The 25,037-nt window shown below is 59.5% G+C and carries 18 protein-coding genes; 7 read left to right on the forward strand and 11 right to left on the reverse strand.

Translation table 11 applies throughout. From position 1 onward, the window contains the following. Nucleotides 1-195 precede the first annotated feature (195 nt). Complete coding sequence (locus ABVT36_RS09045) at nucleotides 196-648, forward strand: YHS domain-containing (seleno)protein (protein WP_368456274.1); 453 nt, start codon at nucleotides 196-198, stop codon at nucleotides 646-648. A 240-nt stretch (nucleotides 649-888) separates the two neighbouring features. Here the strand turns inward: ABVT36_RS09045 and ABVT36_RS09050 are convergent, their stop codons facing one another. After that, nucleotides 889-4,305: a beta strand repeat-containing protein gene (locus tag ABVT36_RS09050; RefSeq protein ID WP_368456275.1), complete on the reverse strand. Its 3,417-nt coding sequence runs from the start codon at nucleotides 4,303-4,305 to the stop codon at nucleotides 889-891. Between the two features lie 342 nt (nucleotides 4,306-4,647). On the opposite strand from ABVT36_RS09050, the gene nadA reads away from it, so the two are divergent. Beyond that, entirely contained in the window at nucleotides 4,648-5,706 is a 1,059-nt protein-coding gene (gene nadA / locus ABVT36_RS09055; protein ID WP_368456276.1) for a quinolinate synthase NadA, read from the forward strand. A 19-nt stretch (nucleotides 5,707-5,725) separates the two neighbouring features. Here nadA and ABVT36_RS09060 read toward each other — a convergent pair whose 3' ends face one another. Then, entirely contained in the window at nucleotides 5,726-7,219 is a 1,494-nt protein-coding gene (locus ABVT36_RS09060) for a M48 family metalloprotease (RefSeq protein ID WP_367152319.1), read from the reverse strand. A 227-nt stretch (nucleotides 7,220-7,446) separates the two neighbouring features. On the opposite strand from ABVT36_RS09060, the gene ABVT36_RS09065 reads away from it, so the two are divergent. The 3 genes from ABVT36_RS09065 (at nucleotide 7,447) to ABVT36_RS09075 (ending at nucleotide 10,086) form a co-directional block, all read left to right on the forward strand. Continuing rightward, on the forward strand, nucleotides 7,447-7,728 hold the full coding sequence (locus ABVT36_RS09065) for a sulfurtransferase TusA family protein (protein ID WP_368456350.1): 282 nt from the start codon (nucleotides 7,447-7,449) through the stop codon (nucleotides 7,726-7,728). A 19-nt stretch (nucleotides 7,729-7,747) separates the two neighbouring features. After that, nucleotides 7,748-8,863, forward strand: a complete 1,116-nt coding sequence (locus ABVT36_RS09070; protein ID WP_367152318.1) for an AI-2E family transporter — start codon at nucleotides 7,748-7,750, stop codon at nucleotides 8,861-8,863. 116 nt (nucleotides 8,864-8,979) lie between these two features. Beyond that, nucleotides 8,980-10,086 (forward strand): phosphoribosylaminoimidazolesuccinocarboxamide synthase, encoded by a 1,107-nt coding sequence (locus ABVT36_RS09075; RefSeq protein WP_367152316.1) that lies wholly within the window; start codon nucleotides 8,980-8,982, stop codon nucleotides 10,084-10,086. 127 nt (nucleotides 10,087-10,213) lie between these two features. On the opposite strand, the gene ABVT36_RS09080 is transcribed toward ABVT36_RS09075, so the two are convergent. The 5 genes from ABVT36_RS09080 to ABVT36_RS09100 form a co-directional block, all read right to left on the reverse strand. Next, nucleotides 10,214-12,283: a S8 family peptidase gene (locus tag ABVT36_RS09080; protein WP_368456277.1), complete on the reverse strand. Its 2,070-nt coding sequence runs from the start codon at nucleotides 12,281-12,283 to the stop codon at nucleotides 10,214-10,216. Between the two features lie 885 nt (nucleotides 12,284-13,168). Beyond that, a complete protein-coding gene (locus ABVT36_RS09085; protein WP_368456278.1) occupies nucleotides 13,169-14,482 on the reverse strand; it encodes a lysine N(6)-hydroxylase/L-ornithine N(5)-oxygenase family protein in 1,314 nt (437 codons plus the stop codon). Next, nucleotides 14,479-16,311: an IucA/IucC family siderophore biosynthesis protein gene (locus ABVT36_RS09090; protein WP_368456279.1), complete on the reverse strand. Its 1,833-nt coding sequence runs from the start codon at nucleotides 16,309-16,311 to the stop codon at nucleotides 14,479-14,481. The genes ABVT36_RS09085 and ABVT36_RS09090 overlap by 4 nt, the downstream gene beginning before the upstream one ends. Continuing rightward, the gene (locus ABVT36_RS09095) at nucleotides 16,308-17,300 is read right to left on the reverse strand and encodes a GNAT family N-acetyltransferase (protein WP_368456280.1); all 993 of its coding nucleotides are present in this window, start codon (nucleotides 17,298-17,300) and stop codon (nucleotides 16,308-16,310) included. Before ABVT36_RS09095 ends, ABVT36_RS09090 begins: the two co-directional genes overlap by 4 nt. 330 nt (nucleotides 17,301-17,630) lie before the next feature. Next, nucleotides 17,631-19,466: an IucA/IucC family siderophore biosynthesis protein gene (locus ABVT36_RS09100; protein ID WP_368456281.1), complete on the reverse strand. Its 1,836-nt coding sequence runs from the start codon at nucleotides 19,464-19,466 to the stop codon at nucleotides 17,631-17,633. On the opposite strand from ABVT36_RS09100, the gene ABVT36_RS09105 reads away from it, so the two are divergent. Further along, a complete protein-coding gene (locus ABVT36_RS09105) occupies nucleotides 19,465-19,614 on the forward strand; it encodes a hypothetical protein (RefSeq protein ID WP_368456282.1) in 150 nt (49 codons plus the stop codon). The genes ABVT36_RS09100 and ABVT36_RS09105 overlap by 2 nt on opposite strands. 90 nt (nucleotides 19,615-19,704) lie before the next feature. Continuing rightward, nucleotides 19,705-20,919: an MFS transporter gene (locus tag ABVT36_RS09110; protein ID WP_368456283.1), complete on the forward strand. Its 1,215-nt coding sequence runs from the start codon at nucleotides 19,705-19,707 to the stop codon at nucleotides 20,917-20,919. Between the two features lie 205 nt (nucleotides 20,920-21,124). On the opposite strand, the gene ABVT36_RS09115 is transcribed toward ABVT36_RS09110, so the two are convergent. The 4 genes from ABVT36_RS09115 to ABVT36_RS09130 all read right to left on the reverse strand — a co-directional run bounded on the left by ABVT36_RS09115 (nucleotide 21,125) and on the right by ABVT36_RS09130 (nucleotide 25,017). Then, nucleotides 21,125-21,418, reverse strand: a complete 294-nt coding sequence (locus ABVT36_RS09115; protein WP_367150707.1) for a DUF1540 domain-containing protein — start codon at nucleotides 21,416-21,418, stop codon at nucleotides 21,125-21,127. A gap of 69 nt (nucleotides 21,419-21,487) precedes the next feature. Then, complete coding sequence (locus ABVT36_RS09120; protein ID WP_368456284.1) at nucleotides 21,488-22,018, reverse strand: GNAT family N-acetyltransferase; 531 nt, start codon at nucleotides 22,016-22,018, stop codon at nucleotides 21,488-21,490. A gap of 149 nt (nucleotides 22,019-22,167) precedes the next feature. Continuing rightward, nucleotides 22,168-24,531, reverse strand: a complete 2,364-nt coding sequence (locus ABVT36_RS09125) for an autotransporter outer membrane beta-barrel domain-containing protein (RefSeq protein WP_368456285.1) — start codon at nucleotides 24,529-24,531, stop codon at nucleotides 22,168-22,170. 324 nt (nucleotides 24,532-24,855) lie between these two features. Continuing rightward, nucleotides 24,856-25,017 (reverse strand): hypothetical protein, encoded by a 162-nt coding sequence (locus ABVT36_RS09130; protein ID WP_368456286.1) that lies wholly within the window; start codon nucleotides 25,015-25,017, stop codon nucleotides 24,856-24,858. Nucleotides 25,018-25,037 lie beyond the last annotated feature (20 nt).

A 25,037-nucleotide genomic window follows, 5' to 3' on the forward strand; every position in this document is an offset into this window, starting at 1 on the left:
GGCTTCCTTTCTAGCACCATTCAACTGACCGTTTAACGCTCCATTAATCTTTAAAATAGTGGTTAATCGATACAATTCAGTAGCGAGAATAGGGTTTCTATTATTTTCTGTAGGTTGCTTCCGGATCATTATAGCGCTCAAGAAAGTGGTTGCTTTCTATACCTGAATCTACACATTTAACTATGGAGTCCTCTTATGAAGGTCAAGCAGTATCTGGTTGCTATATTGTCAACCTTGGTGTTTTCCGTTGGCGCAAAGGCTGGAGAATACAAACACAGTACCCCGGCGGTTCAAGGTTATGACGTTGTCTCTTATCAAACGGGAAAACGGCCGGTGCGGGGAAATGGAAATTTTGTCTCTGAATACCAGGGCGCTACCTACCTGTTCTCCAGTAAGGACAATCTGGAAGTCTTTGAAGAGACTCCGGAGAAATACGTACCTGCCTATGGTGGCTACTGTGCCTTTGGCGTATCTGTAGGGAAAAAGTTTATCGGAGATCCGGAAGTCTGGCGTGTGGTGGATGGCAGGTTATATCTGAATCTGGATTCCGGTATTCAGGACGAGTGGCTGAAGGATGTTCCGGGGCGTATCAAAACGGCCAATGTGAAATGGAAAGCAATTCAAAGTAAATCCCCGGCGTCACTGTAAATTTCAACTGTGTATTGTTTACAGCAATAGAGCAAATCTATCCCCCCTGTTCGATGAGCAGGGGGAGCTTTATCATTGATCCCTTATTTCAAATCGCAGCTGATGTACTACCTCCTCCCTAAACACCATACTTGAGGGCACCACTGAAGATAAGCTTCTACTCCAGTGGAGAATTTAAATATGGCGTTTTTCTTCTATTATTCACTCCAGTTATCCCCCCTGGGATTTTGTCAATAAGCTCTATGGCTGTGTTACACAAAGAGGCACAGCCCTGATTGTGACGTCTGATAAGGGTATAGGCGTGCCTGCCGTCGCGCCGCCTGCGTTTGTGAGTGTGATAGGAACATATTCCGGCATATCATTAACAGTAAAATAGTCTTCCGAGACGGGCCAGGAAGAGGGCGGCGCACCGAATTGTGCCGTGGTATTGGCATTGAGAAAGGAGACAAAATCCGTGATGGGAATTAAGTCGCCAAACGCATCGCGACAATACTGTATTAAATCATCGACGCCCAGCTTGGCGAACTCGACACCGCCTTCAAAAAATGATTCCAGGGTGGCGTAGGTGCCGGTGGCTTCCACCTGTGCTCTGGTAGGAGCGCAGTAGAAGGTCTTGGTGACCAGGTTGCCATCAATATCCAGTTGTGTTCCCTGAAAGGAAGGGACATTGCAGAGGGTGACGGCAGCAGTAACAGTAACCGCCACAGTATTACTGGTAATGCCGTCCTGGCTGGCGGTGATATCGGCACTGCCCACTTCCACCGCTGTGAGTTCTCCCAGCAGGTCCACGGTGGCCACGGCAGTGTCGTCGCTGTTCCAGCTGACGGTATTGGTGATATCCAGGGTACTGGCATCGCTAAAGGTCCCCTCGGCGGCCAGCTGCTGGGTATCGCCCTTGGGCAGGCTCACTGGCGCCGGGGTTACCTGGATATTGGTGAGTACGGCACTGGTGACGATGACTGCTACGGCATTACTGGTGATACCATCCTGGCTGGCGGTGATATTGGCTCTGCCCAATTCCACTGCTGTAACTTCCCCCAGAAGATCCACGGTGGCCACGGCAGTGTTGTCGCTATTCCAACTGGCGGTGTTGGTAATGTCGAGGGTGCTGCCATCGCTAAAGGTTCCCTCAGCTGCCAGCTGCTCGCTGTTGCCCTTGGGCAGGTTGGCAGCGGCTGGTGTCACTTGAATACTGACCAATACAGCACTGGTGACGGTGACCCCCACGGCATTGCTGAAAACGCCATCCTGATTGGCGGTGATATTGGCGCTGCCCACTTCCACCGCAGTGACCTCGCCGAGGACATCCACGGTGGCTACGGCGGTGTTGTCGCTATTCCAGTTAACGGTGTTGGTAATGTCGAGGGTGCTGCCATCGCTAAAGGTTCCCTCGGCGGCCAGTTGCTCGCTGTTGCCCTTGGGCAGGCTGACGGTGGCCGGTGTTACCTGAATGCTGGTCAATACAGCGCTGGTCACGGTAACCGTCGCGGTATTGCTGGTGATGCCATCCTGGCTGGCGGTGATATCGGCGCTGCCCACTTCTACTGCCGTGACCTCTCCCAAAAGATCCACAGTAGCTGCCGCGGTATTGTCGCTGTTCCAGCTGGCGCTGCTGGTGATATCGAGCGTGCTGCCGTCACTGAAAGTGCCCACGGCGGTGAGCTGTACGCTGTTGCCCTTGGGCAGGCTCACCACCGCTGGTGTCACCTGAATACTGGTCAATACAGCGCTGGTTACGGTGACTGCTGCGGTGTTGCTGGTGATGCCATCCTGGCTGGCGGTGATATTGGCGCTGCCCACTTCCACCCCTGTGACCTCGCCGAGAATATCCACGGTGGCCACGGCGGTGTTGTCGCTGTTCCAACTGGCGCTGCTGGTGATATCCAGAGTGCTGCCGTCACTGAAGGTACCCACAGCGGTGAGTTGCTCGCTGTTGCCCTTGGGCAGGCTCGACACCGCCGGAGTTACCTGGATACTGGTCAATACGGCGCTGGTTACGGTGACCGTTGCGGTATTGCTGCTAATGCCACCCTGGCTGGCGGTGATATTGGCGCTGCCCACATCCACGGCTGTGACCTCGCCGAGAATATCCACGGTAGCTGCGGCGGTGTTGTCGCTATTCCAGTTAACGGTGTTGGTGATATCCAGGTTGCTGCCGTCGCTAAAGGTTCCCTCAGCGGTGAGCTGCTGGCTGTTGCCCTTGGGCAGGCTCACCACTGCCGGTGTTATCTGAATACTGGTCAATACAGCGCTGGTCACAGTGACTGTTGTAGTGTTGCTGGTGATGCCATCCTGGCTGGCGGTGATATCGGCGCTGCCCACCTCCACCGCCGTAACCTCGCCGAGGCTGTCCACGGTGGCCACGGTGGTATTGTCGCTGTTCCAGCTGGCGCTGCTGGTGATGTCGAGGGTGCTGCCGTCACTGAAAGTGCCCACGGCGGTGAGTTGTTCGCTGTTGCCCTTGGGCAGGCTCGATACCGCCGGTGTCACCTGGATGCTGGTCAATACAGCGCTGGTCACAGTAACTGTTGCGGTGTTACTGGTGATGCCGCTCTGGCTGGCAGTGATATTGGCGCTGCCCACATCCACCGCCGTGACCTCGCCGAGGCTATCCACGGTTGCAACAGCGGTGTTGTCGCTGTTCCAACTGGCGCTGCTGGTAATATCGAGCGTGCTGCCGTCACTGAAAGTGCCCACAGCAGTGAGTTGTTCGCTGTTGCCCTTGGGCAGGCTCGACACCGCCGGCGTCACCTGGATACTGGTCAATGCAGCGCTGGTCACGGTGACAGTTGCGGTATTGCTGGTGATGCCATCCTGGCTGGCGGTGATATTGGCGCTGCCCACTTCCACCGCCGTGACCCTGCCGAGGCTATCCACGGTGGCTACGGCGGCGTTGTCGCTGTTCCAGCTGGCGCTGCTGGTGATATCAAAGGTACTGCCGTCACTGAAACTGCCCACGGCGGTGAGTTGCTGGCTGATGCCTTTGGGCAGGCTCACCACTGCCGGCGTTACCTGAATACTGGTCAATAGGGCACTGGTGACGGTGACCGCTACGGTATTGCTGGTAATGCCGTCCCGACTGGCGGTGATACTGGCAGTACCGGCGGCCACCGCTGTGGCGTTGCCGTCGGCGTCGACGGTGACTGTGTCGGTATCGCTGCTTTGCCAGGTCACGCTGTCGGTGATGTCGGCGGTGCTGCCGTCACTAAAGCGACCCAGGGCAGCCAGCTGCTGGCTGGTGCCGGGGGCCAGACTGACAATTGGAGGTGTCACCTGGATACTGGTCAGTAAGACGCTGGCTACGTTGACCGTCACCCTATTGCTGAGCACTCCGTCGCGCCTGGCGAAGATACCGGCGCTGCCCGGGGCGACGGCGGTGGCATTGCCGCTGGAGTCGATGGTCACTGTGGAGGTATCGCTGCTGCGCCAGACCACGCTGTTGGTGATATCGACGGCGCTGCCGTCGCTAAAGCGGCCCAGGGCGATAAACTGCTGGGTGTCGCCCACCGCCAGGGACAGATCGGAGCTGGCGCTGGTACTGGCTGGAGCGGGAAAAATCTGGATGAACAGCAGAGTGTCTGAACGGTCTTTCTTATTCGAGTCACAGCCCGCCATAAGGGCGCAAAGCAGAGCCAGTAATAGTAGTCTGAAAGCCATATCCACATCCCTGTGAATTGTATTGACGAAGGGTCAAGTCGCGCTCTGATGATTCCGTTTGATGCAGTGGCCGTCGCCTGTCAGTCCCTATATCGTTCCTTATAGATAGGAACGGGTGCTGAGAGCCCTTAGTGCCTGGCGGTTAGGATAAAACCCTAACAGGGCCGGAAACTCTGTTGTTTCAGGTATCCAGTTTATTAGAACTGGGCGGTTTTGCCATCGCCTGTCGGGCAGCCGGTCCTGGGCTGGCGCACGGGAATACCGAATCGGCATTTGGGGGCAGAAAACCACGATGGCCAGATAGCGCTATAATGCGGGTTTTTCCACAACCGATGGATATGTATGGGTCGGAAACAAGCCATTTCAGAGTCCTTTGATCCCCGCTCGCTGGTGCAGTTGCACCTGGCGGAGCCCACTGGGCGTCACTACAGCGACGAGCAGCTGCTGCTGTGGCGCGAGCGTATCAAGCGGTTGCTGCGGGAGCGGAACGCGGTACTGGTGGCCCATTACTATACGGACCCGCTGATCCAGGCGCTGGCGGAGGAGACTGGGGGTTGTGTTTCCGACTCGCTGGAAATGGCCCGCTTCGGCGCGGAGCACCAGGCGGATACCCTGATAGTGGCCGGGGTCAGGTTTATGGGGGAAACCGCCAAGATACTGACGCCGGGCAAGCAGGTGCTGATGCCCGAGCTGGAGGCCACCTGTTCCCTGGACCTGGGCTGTCCGCCGCAGGATTTCGCCGAGTTCTGCGATGCGCATCCGGATCGCACTGTGGTGGTCTACGCCAACACATCCGCTGCGGTCAAAGCCCGCGCGGACTGGGTGGTTACGTCCAGTATCGCCCTGGATGTGGTGGACCACCTGGACGCGAGCGGGGAAAAAATTATCTGGGCACCGGACAAGCATCTGGGCAGTTATGTACAGCGGGAAACCGGCGCCGATATGCTGTTGTGGAACGGCAGCTGTATCGTGCATGAGGAGTTCAAAGCCAAGGGGATCGCGGACCTGAAGGCGCTGTACGCGGACGCGGCGGTGCTGGTGCATCCGGAGTCACCGGCGGCGGTGGTGGAAATGGCGGACCTGGTGGGGTCCACTTCACAGATCATCAACGCCGCCAAGACCCGCCCTGAGCAGCGGTTTGTCGTCGCCACAGACCAGGGCATTTTCTACAAGATGCAGCAGGAGTGCCCGGACAAGGAGCTGATCATCGCGCCCACGGCCGGCGCCGGTGCCACTTGCCGCAGCTGCGCCAACTGCCCCTGGATGGCGATGAATTCGCTGGAGAGCCTGTGCCGTGTGCTGGAGCGGGGCGACAACGAGATTCTGGTGGACCCGGAATTGGGCCGGCGCGCCATGAAACCGCTGCAGCGCATGCTGGATTTCCGCAAGCCGCTGGACTGACAGCGGGGTTACCGGGTCGCTAAAGCTCCTTGGCCTTTTGCTGCATATTGATCACGTCCTTGAGACGCTGTTCCAGGATGGCGTGGATCTGGTAGTCGTTCTTGGCCAGACGGATACCGTGGCGCAGGTGTTGTTGGGCCTTGTCGAAGACACCGTTGAGAATATAGTACTCGGCCCTGGCCTCGTGTACACCGACGATGTCGCCGGCGAGGCCATGGGTTTCGGCGAGCAGATACCAGACGGCGGGGTCTTTTTTGCGCACGCGGCTGTATTTCGCCAGTATCCGTTCTGCCGCCAGGTAGTTGCCGGCTTTGAAGTGCGCGCTGGCGAGCCCCATGATCAGGGCGTGATCGGTGGGGGTTTTCTGCAGGGCTCGCTGCAGGCGCTGAATGGCACTGTCATAGTCGCTGCGGGCTATATCGATATCGGCGCGGGCGAGCACAAAGGCGGCTTTACCGGGCTCCCGGTCCAGCAGGGGTTGCAGGGTTTCCAAAGCTGCGTCGGGTTTACCCGCCGCTGTCTGCGCGAGCGCCAGACCATAGCGGGCGGCGTCCTCGTCATCGTTGACACCGCGCAACTCCGCCTGGAAACGCTTGACCGCCTGCTGGGGTGTCGCTTCGGCCGCAACGCGGACACGGGAGCGCATCAGGTGGTATTCGCGGCTGTCGGAATAGTGGGCCTGGGGCATGCGACTGGCGCGCAACTTGGCATCCGCAATCCGCTTTTCGGTGACCGGGTGTGTGAGCAGAAATTCCGGTGGCCGGCGGTAATAGCGGGTCGCCTTCAACATCTGCTCGAACATCTCTCCAGCGGCGTCGGGGTTCATGCCGGCCTTGGCCAGGGTCTCTATGCCGATACGGTCCGCCTCCTGTTCATTCTGGCGGGAAAAACGGAGTTGGTTGTCCAGCGCGGCGGCCTGGGTGGCGGTGATGGCGGCGATGCCGGCGTCGCCACCGGCGGTGGCCGCCAGCACCAGTGCGCCGAGCATGCCGGCGAGGGTGGGCAGGGTGCTGTTGCGCTGGGCCTCCAGCGAGCGCGCATAGTGCCGCTGACTCAGGTGGGCCAGTTCGTGCGCCAGTACCGAAGCAAACTGATCCTGGTTTTCGGCAAACAGGAACAGGCCGGTGTGAATGCCGATGACCCCGCCGGGCACCGCGAAGGCGTTCAATGAGTCGTTGTTGACCACAACGACGTCGAGGGACTTGTCCTTTAAAGGAGAATACTGCGCCAGATCTTTGAGGGTGTTTTCCACATACTGCTGCAGTAGGGCATCGCTGGAGGTGGGCACCTGGCTGCGGAACATGCGCAGCCACATCTGGCCCAGTTCCTTTTCCCGCGCCTGGGAGACGACCCCACTGCTGCTGTCACCCAGCAGGGGCAGCTGGATCTGGTTGTCGTCTGCGATTGCCAGCGGCCCGGTGCCCGGCAGCAACCCGAAAACCAGCACAGCCAGCAGGGCAGAGAGCCACTGGCGCAGGCGTTGGCGCGGTAAAACTGTGGTGTTGTCAGTCATTTGCATACTGCTGGAAGAGCCGACGGTGAAGTTAATACAACAACTCTATACGCATCGCGGCGAAGCTGTCGAGACTTGGACCGGGAGACTGGGGGTTGGTTCGCGAAATTCGCTATCCGGCGCGCCCCGGGGACTGCGCCGCCGGCAAGGGGTTGCGGGTGTGTCGCCAGTGGCGACCGGAACCGGGTTATAATCCGCCGCGGTTCACAAAGCGCGGCGGGCAGTCGATGTCAGAGGAAATTTCCAGCAGCCGGGCGACCTCGGGCGGCGGGGTCCAGTGGGACGCCGCAGCGACCATAGACGCCCGCGGCTTGCGCTGCCCCCAGCCTCTGCTGGCGATGCGCCGCGCCCTGCGGGAAGAGCCCGCCGGCCGCCTGGTGCGGGTGCTGGCCACCGACCCCGGCTCCTGGCGCGATTTTCACAGTTTTGCAGAACTGAGCGGTCAGCCACTGCTGCGGGCCGAATGCATTGATGGCGAATTCCGCTATTGGCTGCTTGCCACCACTTAAGGACGGGAACAGAGAATCCATGCTCACCATTTTCAAAAACTGGGTAGACAGGTATTTCAGCCAGGAGGAGGTGATCCTGCTGGTACTGTTCCTGCTGGCATCACTGGTGGTTCTGGCAACTCTGGGGCAGGTGTTGGCGCCGGTACTGGCATCGCTGATCATCGCCTTCCTGATGCAGGGGTTGGTGGTGCGGTTAAAGTCGTGGAAACTGCCCCATGGCGTGGCGGTGAGTCTCGCCTGCCTGGTGTTGGTGGGCGTTATCGCCACGCTGTTTTTCGTGATCCTGCCGATTTTCTGGCGCCAGCTGGTGAAGCTGTTCGCGGAGTTGCCGAACATGGTCGAGCAGGGGCAGCAGCTGTTGCTGCTGTTGCCGGAACGGTACCCGCGCCTGATTTCCGCGGCGCAGATTGACGAGATTTTCAATAGCGTTGGCAGCGAGCTGGGCACCATTGGCCAGACACTGGTGACTTTTTCTCTCGCCAACCTGCCGGTGCTGGCCGGGGTACTGATATACGCGGTTGTGGTGCCTATTCTGGTGTTCTTTTTCCTGTTGGATTCGGCCCAGTTGCTCAATTGGTGTGCGTCCTTCCTGCCCCAGCACAGGCCCATGCTGCGCCAGATCTGGCACGAGATGAACGACCAGGTGGCCAACTATGTGCGCGGCAAGGTGATCGAGATAGCTATCGTGGCCCTGGTCAGCTTCGCCGCCTTCCTGATGCTGGGCGTCAACTATGCGCTGCTCCTGGCGGTGGCGGTGGGGCTCAGCGTACTGATCCCCTATATAGGGGCGGCGGTAGTGACCCTGCCGGTGGCCGCCATCGGTCTGTTTCAGTGGGGCTGGAGCAGTGAATTCCTCTACTTGATGCTGGCCTACGGCATTATCCAGGTGCTGGATGGCAATGTGCTGGTGCCGCTGCTGTTTTCCGAGGCGGTGAATCTGCACCCGGTGGCGATTATTCTGGCGGTGCTGTTCTTTGGCGGCATCTGGGGTTTCTGGGGGGTTTTCTTCGCCATTCCGCTGGCAACGCTGATCAAGGCGATCATGAATGCCTGGCCCACCAGCGAGCACCAGGCGGAGTGGCAGGCCCGGGAAGCCGAAGCGGCACAGTGTGACGGGGAGAGTTCGCCGGAGTGAGCCGCGGCCGGCCTATCCAGAATCAACCTGTGCGCCCCAACCTCTGTCGAGGCATTGGGGCTTTTGCTAGAATCCCGCGCTTATTTTCCAGCCCAATATGGTAATAGGAGCCATCCATGAGCCTCGCTGACAGAGTACTGGCGGTCAACGACGATTTGCCGATCCGCACCGACAAGCCCGTTCACAGTGGCAAGGTCCGTTCAGTTTACTGGTTGACCGAAGCCGACAGCCGTCGCCTGATAAAGGAGAGGGGCTACCCGGTGGCAGAGGACGCACCGCTGGCGGTGATGGTGATCTCCGACCGCATTTCGGCGTTTGACTGCATCTGGCAGGGAGAGGGCGGTATGCGCGGCGTACCGGGTAAAGGTGCGGCGCTAAATGCGATTTCCAACCACTGGTTCAAACTGTTCAGGGACCGCGGGCTCGCCGACAGCCATATTCTCGATGTGCCCCATCCGTTGGTGTGGATAGTCCAGCGGGCGCGCCCGCTGATGATCGAGGCGATCGCGCGCCAGTACATCACCGGCTCCATGTGGCGCGCCTACCGGGGAGGGGAAAGGGAATTCTGCGGTATCCAGATTCCCGACGGGCTGCAGAAAGACCAGAAACTGCCCGAACTGCTGATTACGCCTTCCACCAAGGGGGTACTGAAAGGCATACCGGGGGTGCCGGAAGCAGACGATGCGAACATCACCCGCAAGAATATCCTGGACAACTACCGCGCCTTCAACTTTCGCAGCGAAGCCGACATAGACCTCTACGAAAAGCTGCTCAAGGAAGGTTTTGATCTTATCGCCGCGGAGCTGGGGCGGCTGGACCAGATTTTTGTCGACACCAAATTTGAATTTGGCTATGTCACCGGCGCCGATGGCAGCGAAAAGCTGATCTATATGGACGAGGTGGGCACGCCGGATTCCTCCCGCATCTGGGACGGCGCCGACTACCGTGCGGGCAAGGTGGTGGAAAAATCCAAAGAGGGATTTCGCCAGGCACTGCTCAGCCATTTCCCGGACCCGGACATTCTGCTGAATAAGGATCGCATGCCCGAGCGCCAGGCGCTCGCGCAAAACAGCGAATTGCCACAATCCATGCTGATGGACTTGTCTGCCACCTATGTGGATATTGCGGAGAAAATCACTGGCCGCAAGCTGGAGATGTCCGACAACCCGAAAGCGGATTTGATCGAAGTATTGCGCCGGGACTTCGGCCTGATCGATTCCTGATATCCAACCGGCAGCTCTTCGGCACTCTTTTGGCTGCTGCCTCGGGTATGGGGCAAGGGCTCAAGCGGATACAGAAAAGGCCGGCATTGCGCCGGCCTTTTTGTTACTGCGGAATAAACCGCTGGGGCTAAGGGGTGGCCTCGGCTTCCAGGGTGACTCCGGAGTAGGCCCGGTAGGCACGAATACTGATGTACCAGGTGCCCGCATCCGGGTTGGGGATACTGCAGTTCTCGTTGTTGCCTATTAAATAGGGGCGGCAAACGTGGCTGCTGGTGGTGGGCTGGGTACCGTAGCGCAGGTACAGGTCAGCGTCGCCACTGCCTCCCGACATCACCGCATCCAGCGAGGACATACCTTCGTTCACCTGCAGGGTGAAGTGCTGCCAGCTGCCCTGGGAGCCGGAGAGGTTGGTTTCGGTGAAGCTGGTGGCGCCACCTCCGGAACCGGCTTCATCGTAACTTCCCACCAGGCTCACACCGCTGAAACTGCTGTAGGCACGTACCATCACATGGTAGGTGCCAGCCTGTACATTAGAGATGTTGCAGGTTTCATTGCTTCCGCTGAGATACGGCCGGCAGTCGTGATTGGTGAGGTCGGGTTCCGAACCGAACCGCACATACAGGTCGGCATCGCCGTTGCTGCCAGCTATCTGGAAGCTGAGATTGCTTGCGCCGGCGGGCACTTCCATGGTGAAGCGCAGTACTTCGCCGGTGCTGGCGGAAAGGCCGGTCCTGGCGACCCCATTCTCCAGACTGTCGGTAACCGGATCGCCACCGCCACCGCCACCGCTGCCGGACACAGCGGCGACCGCCGCGGCTGCGTCGACTATGCCAGTGCCGCACTGGCTGCAGCTGGCTGGGAAGCTACGGGTGGTGTTTTTGAGGATGGTTTCAACCTCGGTCGGGGTAATGTCACTGTCCAGCGCATACATCAGTGCGGCCACGCCCGCGACGTGTGGTGCCGCCATGCTGGTGCCCTGGTAAAACTCGTAATTGTCGCTTCCCGGGCCCCGATTGCCGCTGTTCAGCGTGGACAGAACGCCGTTGGTGCGGATGGAGATATCACCCCCCGGTGCCGCCACGTCCACTACGCTGCCGAAGTTGGAGTACCAGGCGCGACCACCGCTGCGATCCGTAGCGGCGACTGAAATCACACCCGAGCAACTGGCGGGATTGAAGCCGCCGGCGTCTTTGCGGGAGTTTCCAGCGGCGACCACGACGGTGGTACCCAGGTTGCGCGCAATATTAATGGCGTTTTGCGTGGTGGACTGACAGCTCTGTTCGCCACCGAGGCTGAGGTTCAGCACCTGCGCCGGGTTGGGGTTGGCCGGTACACCGCTGACACTGCCACCGGCGCCCCAGATGATGCCGTCGGCGATATCGGAAGTGTAACCACCACAGCGGCCCAGTACCCGGATCGGGACTATCTTCGCTTTGTAAGCAACGCCCGCAACGCCGATACCATTGTTGGTGACGGCGGCGATGGTGCCGGCCACATGAGTGCCGTGCCAGCTGCTGTTACTTCCGGGATCGTTGGGATCGCAGGTTCCGGCCGGCGCCCAGTCACCCGGGTCAGTGGCATCGCTGTCGCGGCCGCCGCCATCCTGGGCGACGAAGTTATCGGAAATCATGTCATAGCCGGGCAGCAGATTGTCCACCAGGTCCGGGTGGGGACGATAACCGGTATCCAGTACCCCCACTACGACGCCTTCTCCCTCAGAGCTGTCCCAGGCAGTGGGCAGGTTGAGGCCTCCGGTTGCTTCAAAGTAGTGCCACTGCTGGTTGTAACTGGGATCGGTAGGTGTTGCCATGGGTTGCAGCAGCAGGTCCGGCTCCACATATTCGACATTCGGATCCTGTCGCAGGCGATTCATCACCGCCCGCAGGGCGGCGCCACTGCGGCGTTTTTCCATTTTGAGCAGCTGGGCACCAGTGGCCAGGCGTCGCGAGTGCGCCAGTGGTTCCCCGGCCCGGTAGGACATTGAATCCACCATGCTGCGGGACATGACTGCAGCATTGGTTGCGGAGACAGTGTCCTTGAATTTTACGATAAGCCTGTCCGTGCCTATTCCGGATTGTGCGGGTACGGCTGAAGGCATGTTGCGTTCAACGGCTTGGGTTGTGACTGAGCCGCACAACATTAGCGCAGTACAGAGCAAAATCGATTTGCGCTGCACTTTAGCAATTGAGCTTTTCATTACTGTGAGTTTCTCCTGATTTATTTTTATTGGCACACTGCCATGATTATTTTCATGGTGTGCCTTGGATACATCCTCGTAACTTAGTTATCGGCTTGTTTTGTCCTCCTGTGTGAGTGGATGAATAAACTCTGGATTGAAGCTAAAAAAACAGGAAATTCAGGTCTTGCTGTCCGCCGACGGAATACTGGATGGTCGGGCAGGATAGTCGGACAGGTACCTTTCTGTGTTATGTGAGTTTGTTGTAATGACGATAACTTTCGCAGTCACGGCAGTATCTCAGTACGGTTGCCAACAGGTTTGTGAACTCATCGTATTGATTCAATGCAAACAGTAGCTAGTTGACGAAGGTTGCGCCTAAATCCTCATACACATCAGTGTTCGATATGTTGATTTTGACGCCAATCGGTCAATTTAGTGATGTGCCTGAAATAAAGCGGTTCGAAGTTTGCGTTGAGTCACAATTGAATTGAGAAGATACACAGATGCCAGTGCCCGGGTTGTCTGGCTTTGAACGCCGAGCGCCAGAGGGCTGGTTAAAATCGACACGCTCTCCGTGGGCCGAAAGCAATAGACACACAGTTTGGTAACTGGAAAGCGCGGAATTGAGGAAGGTTGAAAAAAGAATGAATGGGCCCGTGTCTATACGGACATTGGTTTAGTCAGCTGTTACTGCTGTCATTGCTGAACGGGCCTGACGCTTATGAAAAGCTGCGCAATTGCGTGGAGTCGCATCATGCTCTGGTGGGGCATATGCCGCATTAACCCGCCAACTTGTTTAGCTGCCGGGTCAATAGCAGGCACTTGCGATCTAACCGGGTCTGGAAGTGTCAGCCCAACGGCAGCAGGGCGGACGACTTATTGTCCCCGCAGTTCGGCGGGGGTTCAGGCTACTGCGACCCGGGACGTCTGCGGGGTTATCCACTTCATAAAATTGCCGGTCTGGCGGATGTCGTACACCTCCGTTTCGAGCAGGTCATTGACCACCTGCGCGGCCCGCCAGGCGGACAGGCTCAACTGTGGCTCGGCAATGCCGTGGCTGGCCCGGCCGGTACCCAGGAAATACAGGCGGCGCTCGCCGCTATCCCCTTCAAGCCGGGTGGCAAAGGCGTTGTCCAGCAGCAGGCGGCCATGGTCATCGCGGGGAATTCGCTCCTGCAGGGGAGCGAGGCACGGCGGCAGGGCTTCGCTCAATCCGGTGCACAGGATCACCATGTCCGCGCTGATCCATTCGCGGCCACGGGTATCCCCCAGCAGGTGGTTTTCCAGCTGCAACTGGTAATCGCCGCGGCAGGACATAGCCACCAGTTCCCGGTTGGGCATCAGCACCACGCGCTCGGAATCCCCCTCCAGGTGCGCCAGCCGGTAGAACAACTGGTAGAGTTGGGTGAGGGTGGCCGGGGAAACGCCGTCCGAGGCCAGTTTTTGCTCGGCGACAATTTCCTCGCGGCGGTGTGGGCTCAGCTGGCGGAATGCATCGACGTATTCGGGGGTAAACCAGTCGTTGGTGAAGGGCGTTTCATCCAGCGGCAGGTAATTGCTGCGGCGGGATGCCCAGGTTACCTGCGCCGGCCGTCCCCAGTGTCCGCTCAAAAGGTTGATCACTACTTCGGCGCCGGTCTGGCCGCCGCCGATTACCGCAATACGCTTGTCGTTGACGTCGGGATCGCGCAGGGCGATTTCCAGCGCATGGAAACACTTGTCTGACAACAGTGGTTTGCTGCACAGGGGGAAGTGGGGCTTTTTGCCGGCGGCGATACACAGGTTTCGCGCGCATACCGACTCACGCCCACTCGGGCCCTGTACATCCAGCCGGAAGTGGTCGCCCTGGTCGAGGACACTGTGCACCCGGCTGCCCATCTGCACAGACTTCAGGCGGTGGGCGGCCCAGCTCAGGTAATCCGCGAATTCGCAGCGGCTCACGGTGCGCTGTTCCGCGTGCAGGAAATCGTAAAAACGTTTTTTTTCCACCAGATAGGCGAGGAAGCTGCAGGGATTGGTCGGGTCCACCGGGGTGACCAGGTCCTTCAGGTAAGAAGTCTGCATCATGGCCCCCGGCAGCATCAGCCCCGGATGCCAGGAAAACTCCGTTTTGGCTTCGAAGAAACGGTGGCTCAGGGATTGTTCCCGCATCAGGGCGGCGACCGCCAGGTTAAAGGGGCCGGCGCCGATTCCGGCGAGATCCAGGCAGTGCATCATAAAGTGGCCTCCGCTGGGGAAAGGGTCTCTGGTTCATTGGAATCCTGTGTGCGCTGCCGCTGTTCGGCCAACCACAGGGGATTGTGCAGCTTGCCGCCGATAATGGGCACAGGCCGCGCGGCACTGTCATCGTAGCCCTGGCGCAAGCGCACGCGATTGATACAGACCCGTTCCACATACTGGCGGAACAGGTTGAACTGGTGAAAACGCTGCGTCATCTGCGGGTCCTGCAGCACAGCTGCATTCTGGTAACGGCGCAGAACCCGGGCCAGCACGCCGTAGAAGTCCAGTTCGTGCAGCCCGGTTTCCGCCATCAGTTGTGCCGACAGATAGCGCAGTACCGTGACAAAATGCCCGGTGAACAGGTCGTGGAAAATGTGGCTGGGGGGCAGTTGATCCAGTGCCGCCAGTGCCTCAGGAGGCAGGTCTGCACGATCCGGGAAGTCCCCCTGCGCCAGGCGCAGATCACCCTGGAAATCTTTCAGCAAAACCCGCACGACCCTGTCCGCGCGCAATACCAGGGTAATATTTTGTGCGTGCGCCACCAGGCCGATACCGTAGCGGCTGAGCAGATGGTAGAGGGGCACTACGGTGGCATCGAAGAGGTGTTCGAGCCATTCCTGGGCGGACAGGGCGGATGCCCGGATCAGTGCTGCCGCCACGGAGTTGCCGCCTTCGTCGCGCTGCAACAGTGCGGCCATCAACAGGTGCCGCTCATCCGGGGCACACAGGCTGGCGGGACTTTGCCGCCAGGTGGCTCCGAGCAGTTCGCGGTAGCGATAGGGCCCCCCGTCTATCTGCTCCTGGTGCGCCTGTGGGACCTGCACTCCCGCCACTTCCTGCATAACACAGGTACCCCGCGCGCTCAGTTCCGCATCGCGCTGGCAAAGCTGCTGCATCCAGGCGGACAGAGCCGGCCCGCAGCGGGTGTACTTGCCCGGGATGCCCCGGTAGCAGGAAGTGTTTAACACAGTCAGCGGCAGTTTCAGGTGCAGTGCCTGTGGGCGCGACAGGTTCGACAGGGTGCGCAGCGATACCTGCGGCAGGTAGGCATCGCCAAATTCGCCCAGGAATACCAGGTCACCGCGGCTGATTGGCTGCGCATAGTGCTGCCGGATATGGTGCTGCCACTGCCAGGGGTGTACCGGCAGGGGCAGGAAGGCCTGCCAGTCGATACCTTTCTGCCGCGCTACCCAGTCCAGTTGCCGGCACTCCTCTTTGTTGAGGCTCTCGGCTAACAGTTGCGGCCAGTCCCAGCCACCCCCCTTGCCGCTGACAGCTAATTCGCGCCTGACCGCCAGCCATAAAAGGCGCACGCCTTTGGCGGACTCGGTGCCGTAGGCATCGAACTCCTGCGCTCCCCAGCCTATGCGCCCCTTGTTGACCATGGCTTTGGGGTGTCCGTCCAGCAGGCACTGCAGCTGCTCGTCAGGCAGCTGCGCCAGTGTGCCGGCATCAAGCCCCTTCTGTTTTTGCAACAGGGTCACGTCGGCCACCAGGGAGTTGGCCAGCTCCTGCAGCAAATTGCCCAGGGTGGCGGGACTGGCCTCCAGGTTGGCGGCGGCGTCGATAAAGAACTGCGCTGCGTCCTCCGCCGGCGTGGTTCGGCCGTTATATACGCGCTCCAGGCTCGCGACATCTATGTACAGCCAGTCCCAAATGGTCAGGCGGGCGCGAAACCGATAGTCCACTCCGGATTTGAGTGAAACCCGGCAGATGCCGTCCTTCCCGGGGCTCGGCACCAGGGCCTGCTCGTAGCAAAGCTCCGCCAGTGATTTTGCCAGCAGTCTGCGATTGGCCTGCCTCCAATAGAGATCCTCCATGTTCATACGCCCCCCATGGCACGAAAAAAAATATCCCTTTCACACTGCACCAGGGCAGCCCGCTTGTGCGGGAAATCAAATTCAGCGATTTTTTGCCAGCCGAATGTCTCGTTTAAATACTTCAGCATGGCGACATTGTCGGCCCTGGGTTCACCCACCAGGGTCTGGGTGCGGTTATCGTCCAGAAATAAAAAATGGGAGACGCCATTCAGCCAGGCACGGGTAAAACGGTTGCCCAGAAAACGCTTGTTTCCCACCAGTAGATGAAAGCCGCGGTCGTAGGGTTGTGCGTCGCAATGGGGGCCAATGCGGTCCTCCATCGCCCAGTAGATTTCAAAATAGCCAAATGGCACATCGTCGAAGCTGGCAATAAGGGGGGATTTATGGGGATCCTGCAGGACCTGGTCTATATAGCGTCTCTGCTTCGCAATATCTCCGGCTTCTTCCCAGAAGCGCGCCACACGTCGCTGGTTCATCCACTGGGTAAATAACTCCAGGTCCTGTTCGGGGTCCAGATGGCGCAGGCTTAAATCCATACCCAGGGAGTAAAAGTGGCGGCGGTATATTTCGCCCCTGAGCGGTGCCAGTCGCAGGGGATGGCGAAATCCCGATTCACTCTCCACCCACTGCAGGGGAAAGTTGCCGCCATTGTTGCCGCGATACCATAATTCCGACCGGCTGTAGAAATCCACCCTGGATACTTCCTTGACGGCAGTGGTGCGGATACGGCCCGGGGCCGATACCACTATGCGTTGCAAAGCGGGATTCAGGGCGAAAAGCCAGTCAAACCACTGGTCGAGTTCCGCAGCTGCAATGCCGCCCGAGGGCCCCGTAATCCGGGCGGACTCGCCCCCGGAGATATAGTCGATCGCGATCAATACCCCCCCGTTGAGTTGACAGCGAAAGCCCCTCTCGAGGGCATCCCAGCGGCGTCCATCGGGCAGTGTGCCGCTCCGCCGGTTCATTGATTCGGTTCTGGCCGCGAGGCTGTTCATTCTCCTTTCCTTATAGTTGCGATAACCATTGGGATCTCCAGCGCCGGGGTAATCCCTCTCTGGGTGTTTGCGGTTATTTTTAACGCGGCAATCCAATAGATGGTCCTTCATCCATTGGATTGTCGCCCTTGAAAACCTGCGCAATTACGCGGAATCGCCTGGTTTTCAAGGGCTTGCGCCGGCCTTTGCCCGGCGATGGCACATCCCTATGCCACGTTAATCCGGCAATTTATTGAGTTCCCGGGTTAAGAATCTGGTGAAACTGCTTTATCTGATGAAGTCCTTTTCAGAGCCGGCCTCCATTCGCTGGAGACACATCCTTGCGCAGCCTTAACCCTGCGACTTGTGCGGTTGCCGGATTAACAAAGGGTTTGGCAATCTGTGATATATGGAAAATGGGTCTGCACTGGTGGTTTCGTTCATTCCGGTCAGCGCACACTGGAAGTTGCCTTTGGCCCAGATTTCCGCGTCGTGCAATAGATACTCCAGGCAACTGCGATCCTTTCGTCTTCCCTCCCACAGCAGTTGCAGCCGATCGCGCAGCTGACAGAGTAATTCCCGCTCGGTCAAAAGCTCCGCGGCGGCCAGAGCGGAGATGAGGCCAAAAGTGCTGTTGACGATCAGGTAGTAAACGAAGAGACGGTTTGCCTGCGCCTCGTGGATCAGGTTGTCACCATCCCGGGCAAGATCCGGCAGATGGGGGCGCAGCAGCTGCTCTCCCAGTTGGCTGTATCCCGTGCCCTGGCAATCGCGAAAGTAACCGGCAACCGGGATCCCGTCCCGGAAGGCGAGAATCAGGTTTTGCTGATGGGCGCCAAACAGCATGCCGAAATCCGCCTGGGCAATCAGCAGTGGCTCAACGACCACATCCAAAAAGGCGGCGAACCAACGCCTGGTGGCTGCTGCCGGGGAGAGATTCCGCCGCTGCCCCAACTGTAAAATAAGTTGTGCCGCGCGGCAGGGAGCCCCTTGCGGATGGTCCTGGGTCAGTGTCGCCAGCACACAGGTGTGTTGGGACTTTTCCCCAACAAACGGATTCTCGCGAAACATCACCAGGCTCTCGACGATCTGTTCGCCCTCACTGTCGGTGAGCATCAGATAGGCCGGCTCTGCCAATATGTGGAAGTGAGGGTAGCGAGAAGTGAATTCGCGCCCCACCGGGGTATCGCGCACCTTGAGCACTTCTAGGCCACGGGCTGCCTCCTGGGGCTGCAGGGTGCGAACCGAATTGGTCAGGCGCAGGCTGAGGGAGAATTTCAGCATATAAGGGCTCTGCGCACTGTAAACGGCGCGCAGCGAGGAAGTGGCGTGCCAGGAGGCTGCGCCACAGCCCAACTCGATAATTTTCCCCTGTGCGATCAGTGCCGCCAGTCGCGTGTCTTTGCGCAGTCGGCGCCACTGCCAGGGATGGGCCGGCAGGGCCACCATGCCCCCCGGTGCCGGGGCAACGCCGTCACCCTCCCTCACTTGGTCGGCGACGGCACCCTGGCTGAGTTGGGCACTGCTGGCGCCGCACACAAATTGCGCATCCACTCCCAGCCAAGTCAGGGAAAAATGGTTGCCGAATTCCGGTGCGTAACACTGCGCGTCCTCATCGGTGAAAGGTTCCCGGCTTTTGGGGGTCGGGTGGATGGCGTGGCCGCACAGAAGCCCCTGCTCCGCCTCTACAAAAGTCAGTGGCTGAGTAAACAAGTGTTCGCAGTCGGCGCTGCGCGCTCTCAGGGCTTGCGCCATATTGTCGACACTGGCCTCTACACGCCGGGTAAACTGCGCGCGGGATACCCTGTCCGCACCGGGGAAAAAACCGGGTTCATCCGCCACCAGCTGTGCGGCCTGCGCGAGATCCACCTGGGCACAGTGGCCGTCGCTACTGCGCCATACGATTGGAAGTGCAAACTGGTGTCTGCCACACTCGCTGAAATAGGAGACATTCAGCCACAACTCGGTTTTGCCGGTGGCAAGTGGGATGCAGACAGCCGGTGCTGAGACACCGTTCGGCAGTGGTCTTCTCTCCCGGCGGTACCAGGTGCCACAGCCGGTTTCCCGCAACAGTGCGTTGAAAAAGCAGTTGGCTGACAACCTTTGTGCCGCCAGAAACACATTGCGGCCATGGTTCGGCTCTGCGGCGGGGAGCGGAGCAGCCATACCGGATGGGGAGATGTTCATGTTGGGCATTTTTTCTTTAAATAAAAACGATAATGGTTTGCATTTAAAATATCATGCAGGTAATTTGGACGCACTGCAAGCCTGTGGGCGGGAAATTTTTCTGCTTTTTTCGGGCCTGTTGACACCAACTCAGTTGGCCCTGTTGTGACAGCTCAATAAATTGCCGGGTTAATAGTTTGCGAATAGGGAAAGGGCGCCTGGCAGGATTTCGTTTTTATTTTTATTGGTGGAGTCCCGGATGCGGAAATCGCTGCAGCGGCGGAAAATCCATGGTGTGGTGGCCAGCCAGGGCGCTGTGCAGATGGTGTTGCTCACCCAGATTCCTCTGATTGCAGAACACTGTGGTCTGGAGCTGGCCAGTATTGGCGGCCTGGTGGCCCTGGGTACCTTCTGCCTGATGATTGCCGGGCCCGCATGGGGCAGCCTGGGCGACAGGATAGGTCGCAAGTCAGTTGTACTGGCGGGTCTGGTGGGTGCGCTGCTCGCCCAGTGCCTGTTTGTGGTCCTGTTGCTGGGGATGGCGCTGGGCCATTGGGACGGGAGTCAAGCAATGCCGGCCCTGATGGCCAGCCGGGTGATGTACGGATTGCACGCTGCCGCCATTTACCCCGGCTGTCAGGCCTGGGCGGTGGAATCCGGTGATCCGGCCAGGCGACTGGCCACTCTCTCGGGGCTCAGTGCCGCAGCCAATCTGGGCCGGGGGCTGGGGCCCTTGCTGGTGCTACCGGCCCTGCTGCTGGGGGATCTGTGGCCACTGGCCTGGTTGATTGTGCTACCCCTCGCTGCATTATTGTTGACGGTGAGCTTCCCCAGTGCCAGGGCGGCCGACAAACCGGCGAAAATTCCTCTGCAAGCGCCTCTGCCCCCGGCTGCTCTGGCACTTTTTGCCACAGCTTTGCTGGGCACGGTCAGTGTGGGCCAATTGCAGGTGGTAATGGGGCCGGTGCTGCAGGATTTATATGGCCTGAGCGCCCTGGGGGCGTCATCCACCGCTGCGGTGCTGCTGGCTGCAGTGGCTATTTGCGGTTTTGTGGTCCAGGTGGGGTTAGTGCGTCGACTCGAGGCGCCGCAGTTGAGCCTGACTCTGGGGGTGGTGTCCCTGGGCGTGGGTACATTGTTGCTCTACACGACTCTGGGGGGAGGCGCGGCGGCGGTGGGACTGCTGTTGTTTGTGGTGGGTACCGCTTTTCTGGTGCCGGGTTACAGTGCCCTGCTGAGTCAGTCGGGACTACGCGGCGGCAGGCTTTTTGGAACCCTGTCGATGATGCATACCGGCGGTTACAGCATAGGGTTCGCCGCCGGAGGCTGGCTTTATCAACAGCAGCCACAGCAGTCATTACTGGGGCTGCTGGTCAGTGTTGGGCTGATCGCAGTTTGCACCGGTTTCGCACTGATGCCGGGCCGGGGGAGTGGGCGGCGACGACCCGCCGACAACCGCCAGGCGGGCCAATAGGGTTTAGCGCCCGCAAGTCGGGGCTTAGTGTAAACAAGCCCTGGTAGGCTGTTGAAAAAGTATTTTTCAGCAGCCTGCCGTCCCGAACAGGGATGTTCGGGCCGCACATCAAGCATGTAACTGCTTGATTTGTCGTTGAGGGTTTGCGGACATGCACCGCAAACCCGGGTTGAGGAAAGCCAGGGAGGGCTTTTTCAACAACCTGCTAATGGGTACTGTAGGTCATACAGCGCACACTTGTGCCGTTGGTATCCATAAGGATGCTGTCGGCGGAACACTCGAAGTCGTCGTTGTGGCTGCAACTGGTGACCTTGCAGGCCCCGACGCCGGCGGCGCGACTGCTGAGGGTGTGGCTGGAATTGGCAAAATAAGTGTCGCAGCCGGGGTTTGCATCTCCACCAATGGTGATGGCGCGGGCGTGGCAGTTGTGGTCACTGTTGTAGGCGCATTGAATCGCGGCGCACTGAGCGACCTCCGGCATGTCTGTGGCAATGATCATGATTCGCCTCGTGATTCCTGAACAGGGGATAATTTGCAGCCTAGTTCACCGCCGGCTCTTGTCAAAGGGTTACCTGTCCAGGTCCTGTGACGCTTCCCTATGCAGCGCCATTAAACTCAGGGGCTCGTCGCTGTCGGGCAGGCGAAACCAACCCTCGGCCTTGAAGCCGATTTTGCGCAGTAATCGGATCGAGCGGAGATTGTCCGCCTGCACTATGGCAAACAGGTTGGGCTGTCCCAGCTCCTCCAGGGCATAGTTCAGAACCGCCCGGGCTGATTCCTCTGCCAGACCCCGGTGGCGGAATTCCGGCAAAAACGCGAAACCGATATCCGCGTGGGCCAACCTCTGCCGCTGCATCAGCCCACAGGTGCCTATGGGTTCACCGCTGTGGGTTTCGACCATATACAAACCGAAGCCGTGGTCGCGGTACATGGCGATGGGGCCTGTTTCGAGATAGGCGTGCGCGTCCTCCAGATTGCGAACCTTGCGGTCACCGATATAGCGCAGGAAATCCGGATCGTTCACCAGCTTGAGGATAAAGGGGGCATCGCCGGGATGGAAACGCCTGATACGCAGGCGTGGGGTCTGTATCAGGTGCATATGGTTGTCCGGGGTAGAGCCCTTATATTGCCAGGCCTTGTATCGGGAGTCCGCGGCAGCGGGAGGCTTTGAATTCGTTCAGCAGCCCCAAGGCGTAAGGAAGGGAGAAGTGCCCACTGCAGATGCAGCGGGCACTTCTGTTTTTGTGGCTAGAAACGGTAACTTACGCTGATGGCGCCGGTCTCTGAAGTGGGTCGCGCAGTCAGGTTGGCGCTGACGTCAATGGCACTGGCCACCTGCCAGCGCAGGCCGACCTGGGCGCCGGCGCCGTCCTCGAACAAGCCGGTGTCGGTGCTGTCATAGCTGGGCATGGCGTTCATGTTCCCCTCTATGGATTTCACTCCAACCTCCAGCGAGTCGGTTTCGTTGCCGGTGGTGTCTTCATACCAGATCTGGCCGTAGGCACTGACCGAGTTCCAGTCCATGCTGGCGAAGGCGCCGAGGCGCATGGTGGTGTAGCGGCGCTCCTGGGAGCCAAAATTCATGCCGAACGGGTCTCGCTCGACACCGTTGGCATCAGTGTAGGTAAAGCCACTAATGGCATCTTCGCTGTATGCGTCCACCTCCACCCTGGTCTGGGCGACATTGGCGAAGGGGCCAAACTGCGCTGCACCGGTGGAGAGGTTCACTCCGCCAGTGAGGCTGAGGGACAGGCTTTCACCGCTGGTACTGGCGTCAAGGTTCTGGTTGAAACTGCTGCCCAGACGCAGGTTGCGCGATATGCGGTCGTAATCCATATCGGTGAGGGTGGCGCTGGCGTCGACGAAAAATATGTCGTGGTGGAGGCGACCGAACAGGCTGTAGTTGGTTGCGGTGGATTCCACTGCGGACAGGTTGTTGTCTGTCTCCATGTCACTGCGACTCAGGGCAAAGCCCACTTCGGCATTGTCGCGCAGGGCGTAGGTGGCTCCGATCAGCCCCCCGCTGCCGTCGCCGCTGGCGGCCAGGCCCAGGCTGCCATCGTAATCGTTCTCGCCAAACACACCGCTCACAAATACTTCGCTGTGTGCGTCGCGGTAGCGGCTGCCCAGCAGGCGGGCATCCAGGGTGTTGGTGTGGGTGCGGGCGGCCTGTACGCTCAGGTCCGGCAACTGGCCGGCGACCTGGGCGGCGTTGACCACTGCGGTATAGTAGTCGGCCAGTAAATTCTGGCCCACCTGGGTCGGGTGTACTGTGTCGTTAAAAAGTAGCCTGGTGTCGTCTGGATCGCTGCCGTTGATACCGTACACCGGGTGTTCGATACAGTCGCCGCCGCTGCCGTCATAACAGAATCTGCTCTGGTCCAGGTCGGGCGACAGGCCAAATGCGGCGGCGTTGGCGAGCGAAACCTGAAGTACACCAAACTGGTCCACTATCAGCACGCCATCTATGTCCCGGGCGGCATTGACCAGTGTCTGGTTGAAAGCGTTGCTGGCGGCACTGGCCTCGGCCAGGGTGGTTTCGATGGCATCGTCCAGCTGTGCCTGGGCCTCTTCCGCAGTGATCAACCCTGCGGCCACGGCGCTCTGGAGTTGCGCCGCTTCGGCGCTGCCGTTGACGGCGGCGCTGACCGCTGCAAACAACCCTGGAGTTTTGCTCACGTCGGGCACATTGGACACCAGGATATAGTTGGCGCCGGCATCCGACAGGGCGCCGGCCGCATCCGCCAGCATGCTGGCGGCGGTGTTGATGCCGGCTGTGTATTGGCCGGCGTCGATGGCGCCGGAGAGAAGTGCACCAAAACCGCCGAGAAGGTCGTTGCCGCCGCCATTGACCCAGTAGAGGGCCTTTGGATCTGCGCGGCCAAATGTGGTTTCCAGATAACCGAGGCCCAGGGGATGCGGGTTGCCGGTAACACCGGAGTCGGCCACGATGGTCGCCGGTGCCGCATCAATCTGGGCTTGCAGCGCGTCCGCCTGGGCATCGTAAGCCGCGGCACTCGCCAGGTCCCCCGCTGCCTCAAACTGGTCGGCTGCGGCGCGCAGTTGCGCCACTACAGCATCGCCCTGGAGCAGTAATCCCAGCTGTTCCAGGTCGGCGTAGAGCCCGGTGCTGGTTTGGCGGGTTGGATCGGGCAGCAGTGCGCTGACAAAGTTGTGCGCGTCAACGTCGAGGGTCATACCGTTTTGGGACAGATAGTCCAGGTAACCCCGGGTGCCGAGAATGTTCAACAGTACGTCGGCGGTGTGATGGCCACCGACGGCCCAGCCGCCGCCTACACTGGGCAGGGCGGCCTGGACCTGCGCCTGGGCAGAGGCGAGCAGCTGCTCTTCACTGAGGCTGGGGTCCACCTCCGGCAGGCAGAGGTTGAGGCCGGCGCAGGAGGGGGTGACCGGCCCCAGCCCCAGCTGCTGGGACATGATGCTGATGGCAGCCTGTTTGTTGTCGCCGCTGGTGAAGATACCGGCGTTGCCCACATCGGTGAGGCTATCGCCGAAGGCGACCACCTGGCTGAAGGGGGATTCCTGGGCGTAGCTGGTGGATGCACATGCGAGGGCGATTGCCGCCGCGAGGCTGCGCTGGGCGTTGGACATAATTCTCTCCTGTCGCGTATTTCTAGCGACCCCGGCAAATTGGTCTATGGCTCCGTAGAGAGCGGAATTAGAGCGGGGCGCACTTTAATCGTTGTTGCGTTCCGGCACCTCTGGAAAGCCGCCCCATAGTATCCTAATGGACTCAATTAACAATCCCGGTCACTGGACTGCTCCAGCGTCGGGTTACAGTGAGTGGCAAAGTCAGTCGGGAATGCTGGAGATGGTCGGCGTTTTGCGCCAGTGTTGGACCTGTGACTAGGACCTACTCAGTTAGTGTCAACAGGCCTTAGTGTGAACTAGCCCCCTAACAGATCAATCTGCCCGCTATCCGCCACCAGTTCCTGAACGGCGCCCTCTTGTGTGAGGTCCCGGGTATCGGCCACAATCTCCGTCCCGTGCAGCAAACAGCTCGATGGTCGCCGGCCCCATATAGTCCTCGGCCCGGGTCACCAGTACCCTGTTTCCGATCAGTCGTTGCTCACTCATTTTCTTGCCCCGTCGCGCCA

Origin of the sequence: Microbulbifer sp. TYP-18, from assembly GCF_040932045.1 — a bacterium.
Lineage (GTDB): Bacteria > Pseudomonadota > Gammaproteobacteria > Pseudomonadales > Cellvibrionaceae > Microbulbifer.

Bases quoted from the DNA above. Each gene is read 5' to 3' on its own strand.
- ABVT36_RS09045 (WP_368456274.1), top strand. From the start codon at position 196: ATGAAGGTCAAGCAGTATCTGGTTGCTATATTGTCAACCTTGGTGTTT.
- ABVT36_RS09050 (WP_368456275.1), bottom strand. From the start codon at position 4,305: ATGGCTTTCAGACTACTATTACTGGCTCTGCTTTGCGCCCTTATGGCG.
- nadA (WP_368456276.1), top strand. From the start codon at position 4,648: ATGGGTCGGAAACAAGCCATTTCAGAGTCCTTTGATCCCCGCTCGCTG.
- ABVT36_RS09060 (WP_367152319.1), bottom strand. From the start codon at position 7,219: ATGACTGACAACACCACAGTTTTACCGCGCCAACGCCTGCGCCAGTGG.
- ABVT36_RS09065 (WP_368456350.1), top strand. From the start codon at position 7,447: ATGTCAGAGGAAATTTCCAGCAGCCGGGCGACCTCGGGCGGCGGGGTC.
- ABVT36_RS09070 (WP_367152318.1), top strand. From the start codon at position 7,748: ATGCTCACCATTTTCAAAAACTGGGTAGACAGGTATTTCAGCCAGGAG.
- ABVT36_RS09075 (WP_367152316.1), top strand. From the start codon at position 8,980: ATGAGCCTCGCTGACAGAGTACTGGCGGTCAACGACGATTTGCCGATC.
- ABVT36_RS09080 (WP_368456277.1), bottom strand. From the start codon at position 12,283: ATGAAAAGCTCAATTGCTAAAGTGCAGCGCAAATCGATTTTGCTCTGT.
- ABVT36_RS09085 (WP_368456278.1), bottom strand. From the start codon at position 14,482: ATGATGCACTGCCTGGATCTCGCCGGAATCGGCGCCGGCCCCTTTAAC.
- ABVT36_RS09090 (WP_368456279.1), bottom strand. From the start codon at position 16,311: ATGAACATGGAGGATCTCTATTGGAGGCAGGCCAATCGCAGACTGCTG.
- ABVT36_RS09095 (WP_368456280.1), bottom strand. From the start codon at position 17,300: ATGAACAGCCTCGCGGCCAGAACCGAATCAATGAACCGGCGGAGCGGC.
- ABVT36_RS09105 (WP_368456282.1), top strand. From the start codon at position 19,465: ATGTTGGGCATTTTTTCTTTAAATAAAAACGATAATGGTTTGCATTTA.
- ABVT36_RS09100 (WP_368456281.1), bottom strand. From the start codon at position 19,466: ATGAACATCTCCCCATCCGGTATGGCTGCTCCGCTCCCCGCCGCAGAG.
- ABVT36_RS09110 (WP_368456283.1), top strand. From the start codon at position 19,705: ATGCGGAAATCGCTGCAGCGGCGGAAAATCCATGGTGTGGTGGCCAGC.
- ABVT36_RS09115 (WP_367150707.1), bottom strand. From the start codon at position 21,418: ATGATCATTGCCACAGACATGCCGGAGGTCGCTCAGTGCGCCGCGATT.
- ABVT36_RS09120 (WP_368456284.1), bottom strand. From the start codon at position 22,018: ATGCACCTGATACAGACCCCACGCCTGCGTATCAGGCGTTTCCATCCC.
- ABVT36_RS09125 (WP_368456285.1), bottom strand. From the start codon at position 24,531: ATGTCCAACGCCCAGCGCAGCCTCGCGGCGGCAATCGCCCTCGCATGT.
- ABVT36_RS09130 (WP_368456286.1), bottom strand. From the start codon at position 25,017: ATGAGTGAGCAACGACTGATCGGAAACAGGGTACTGGTGACCCGGGCC.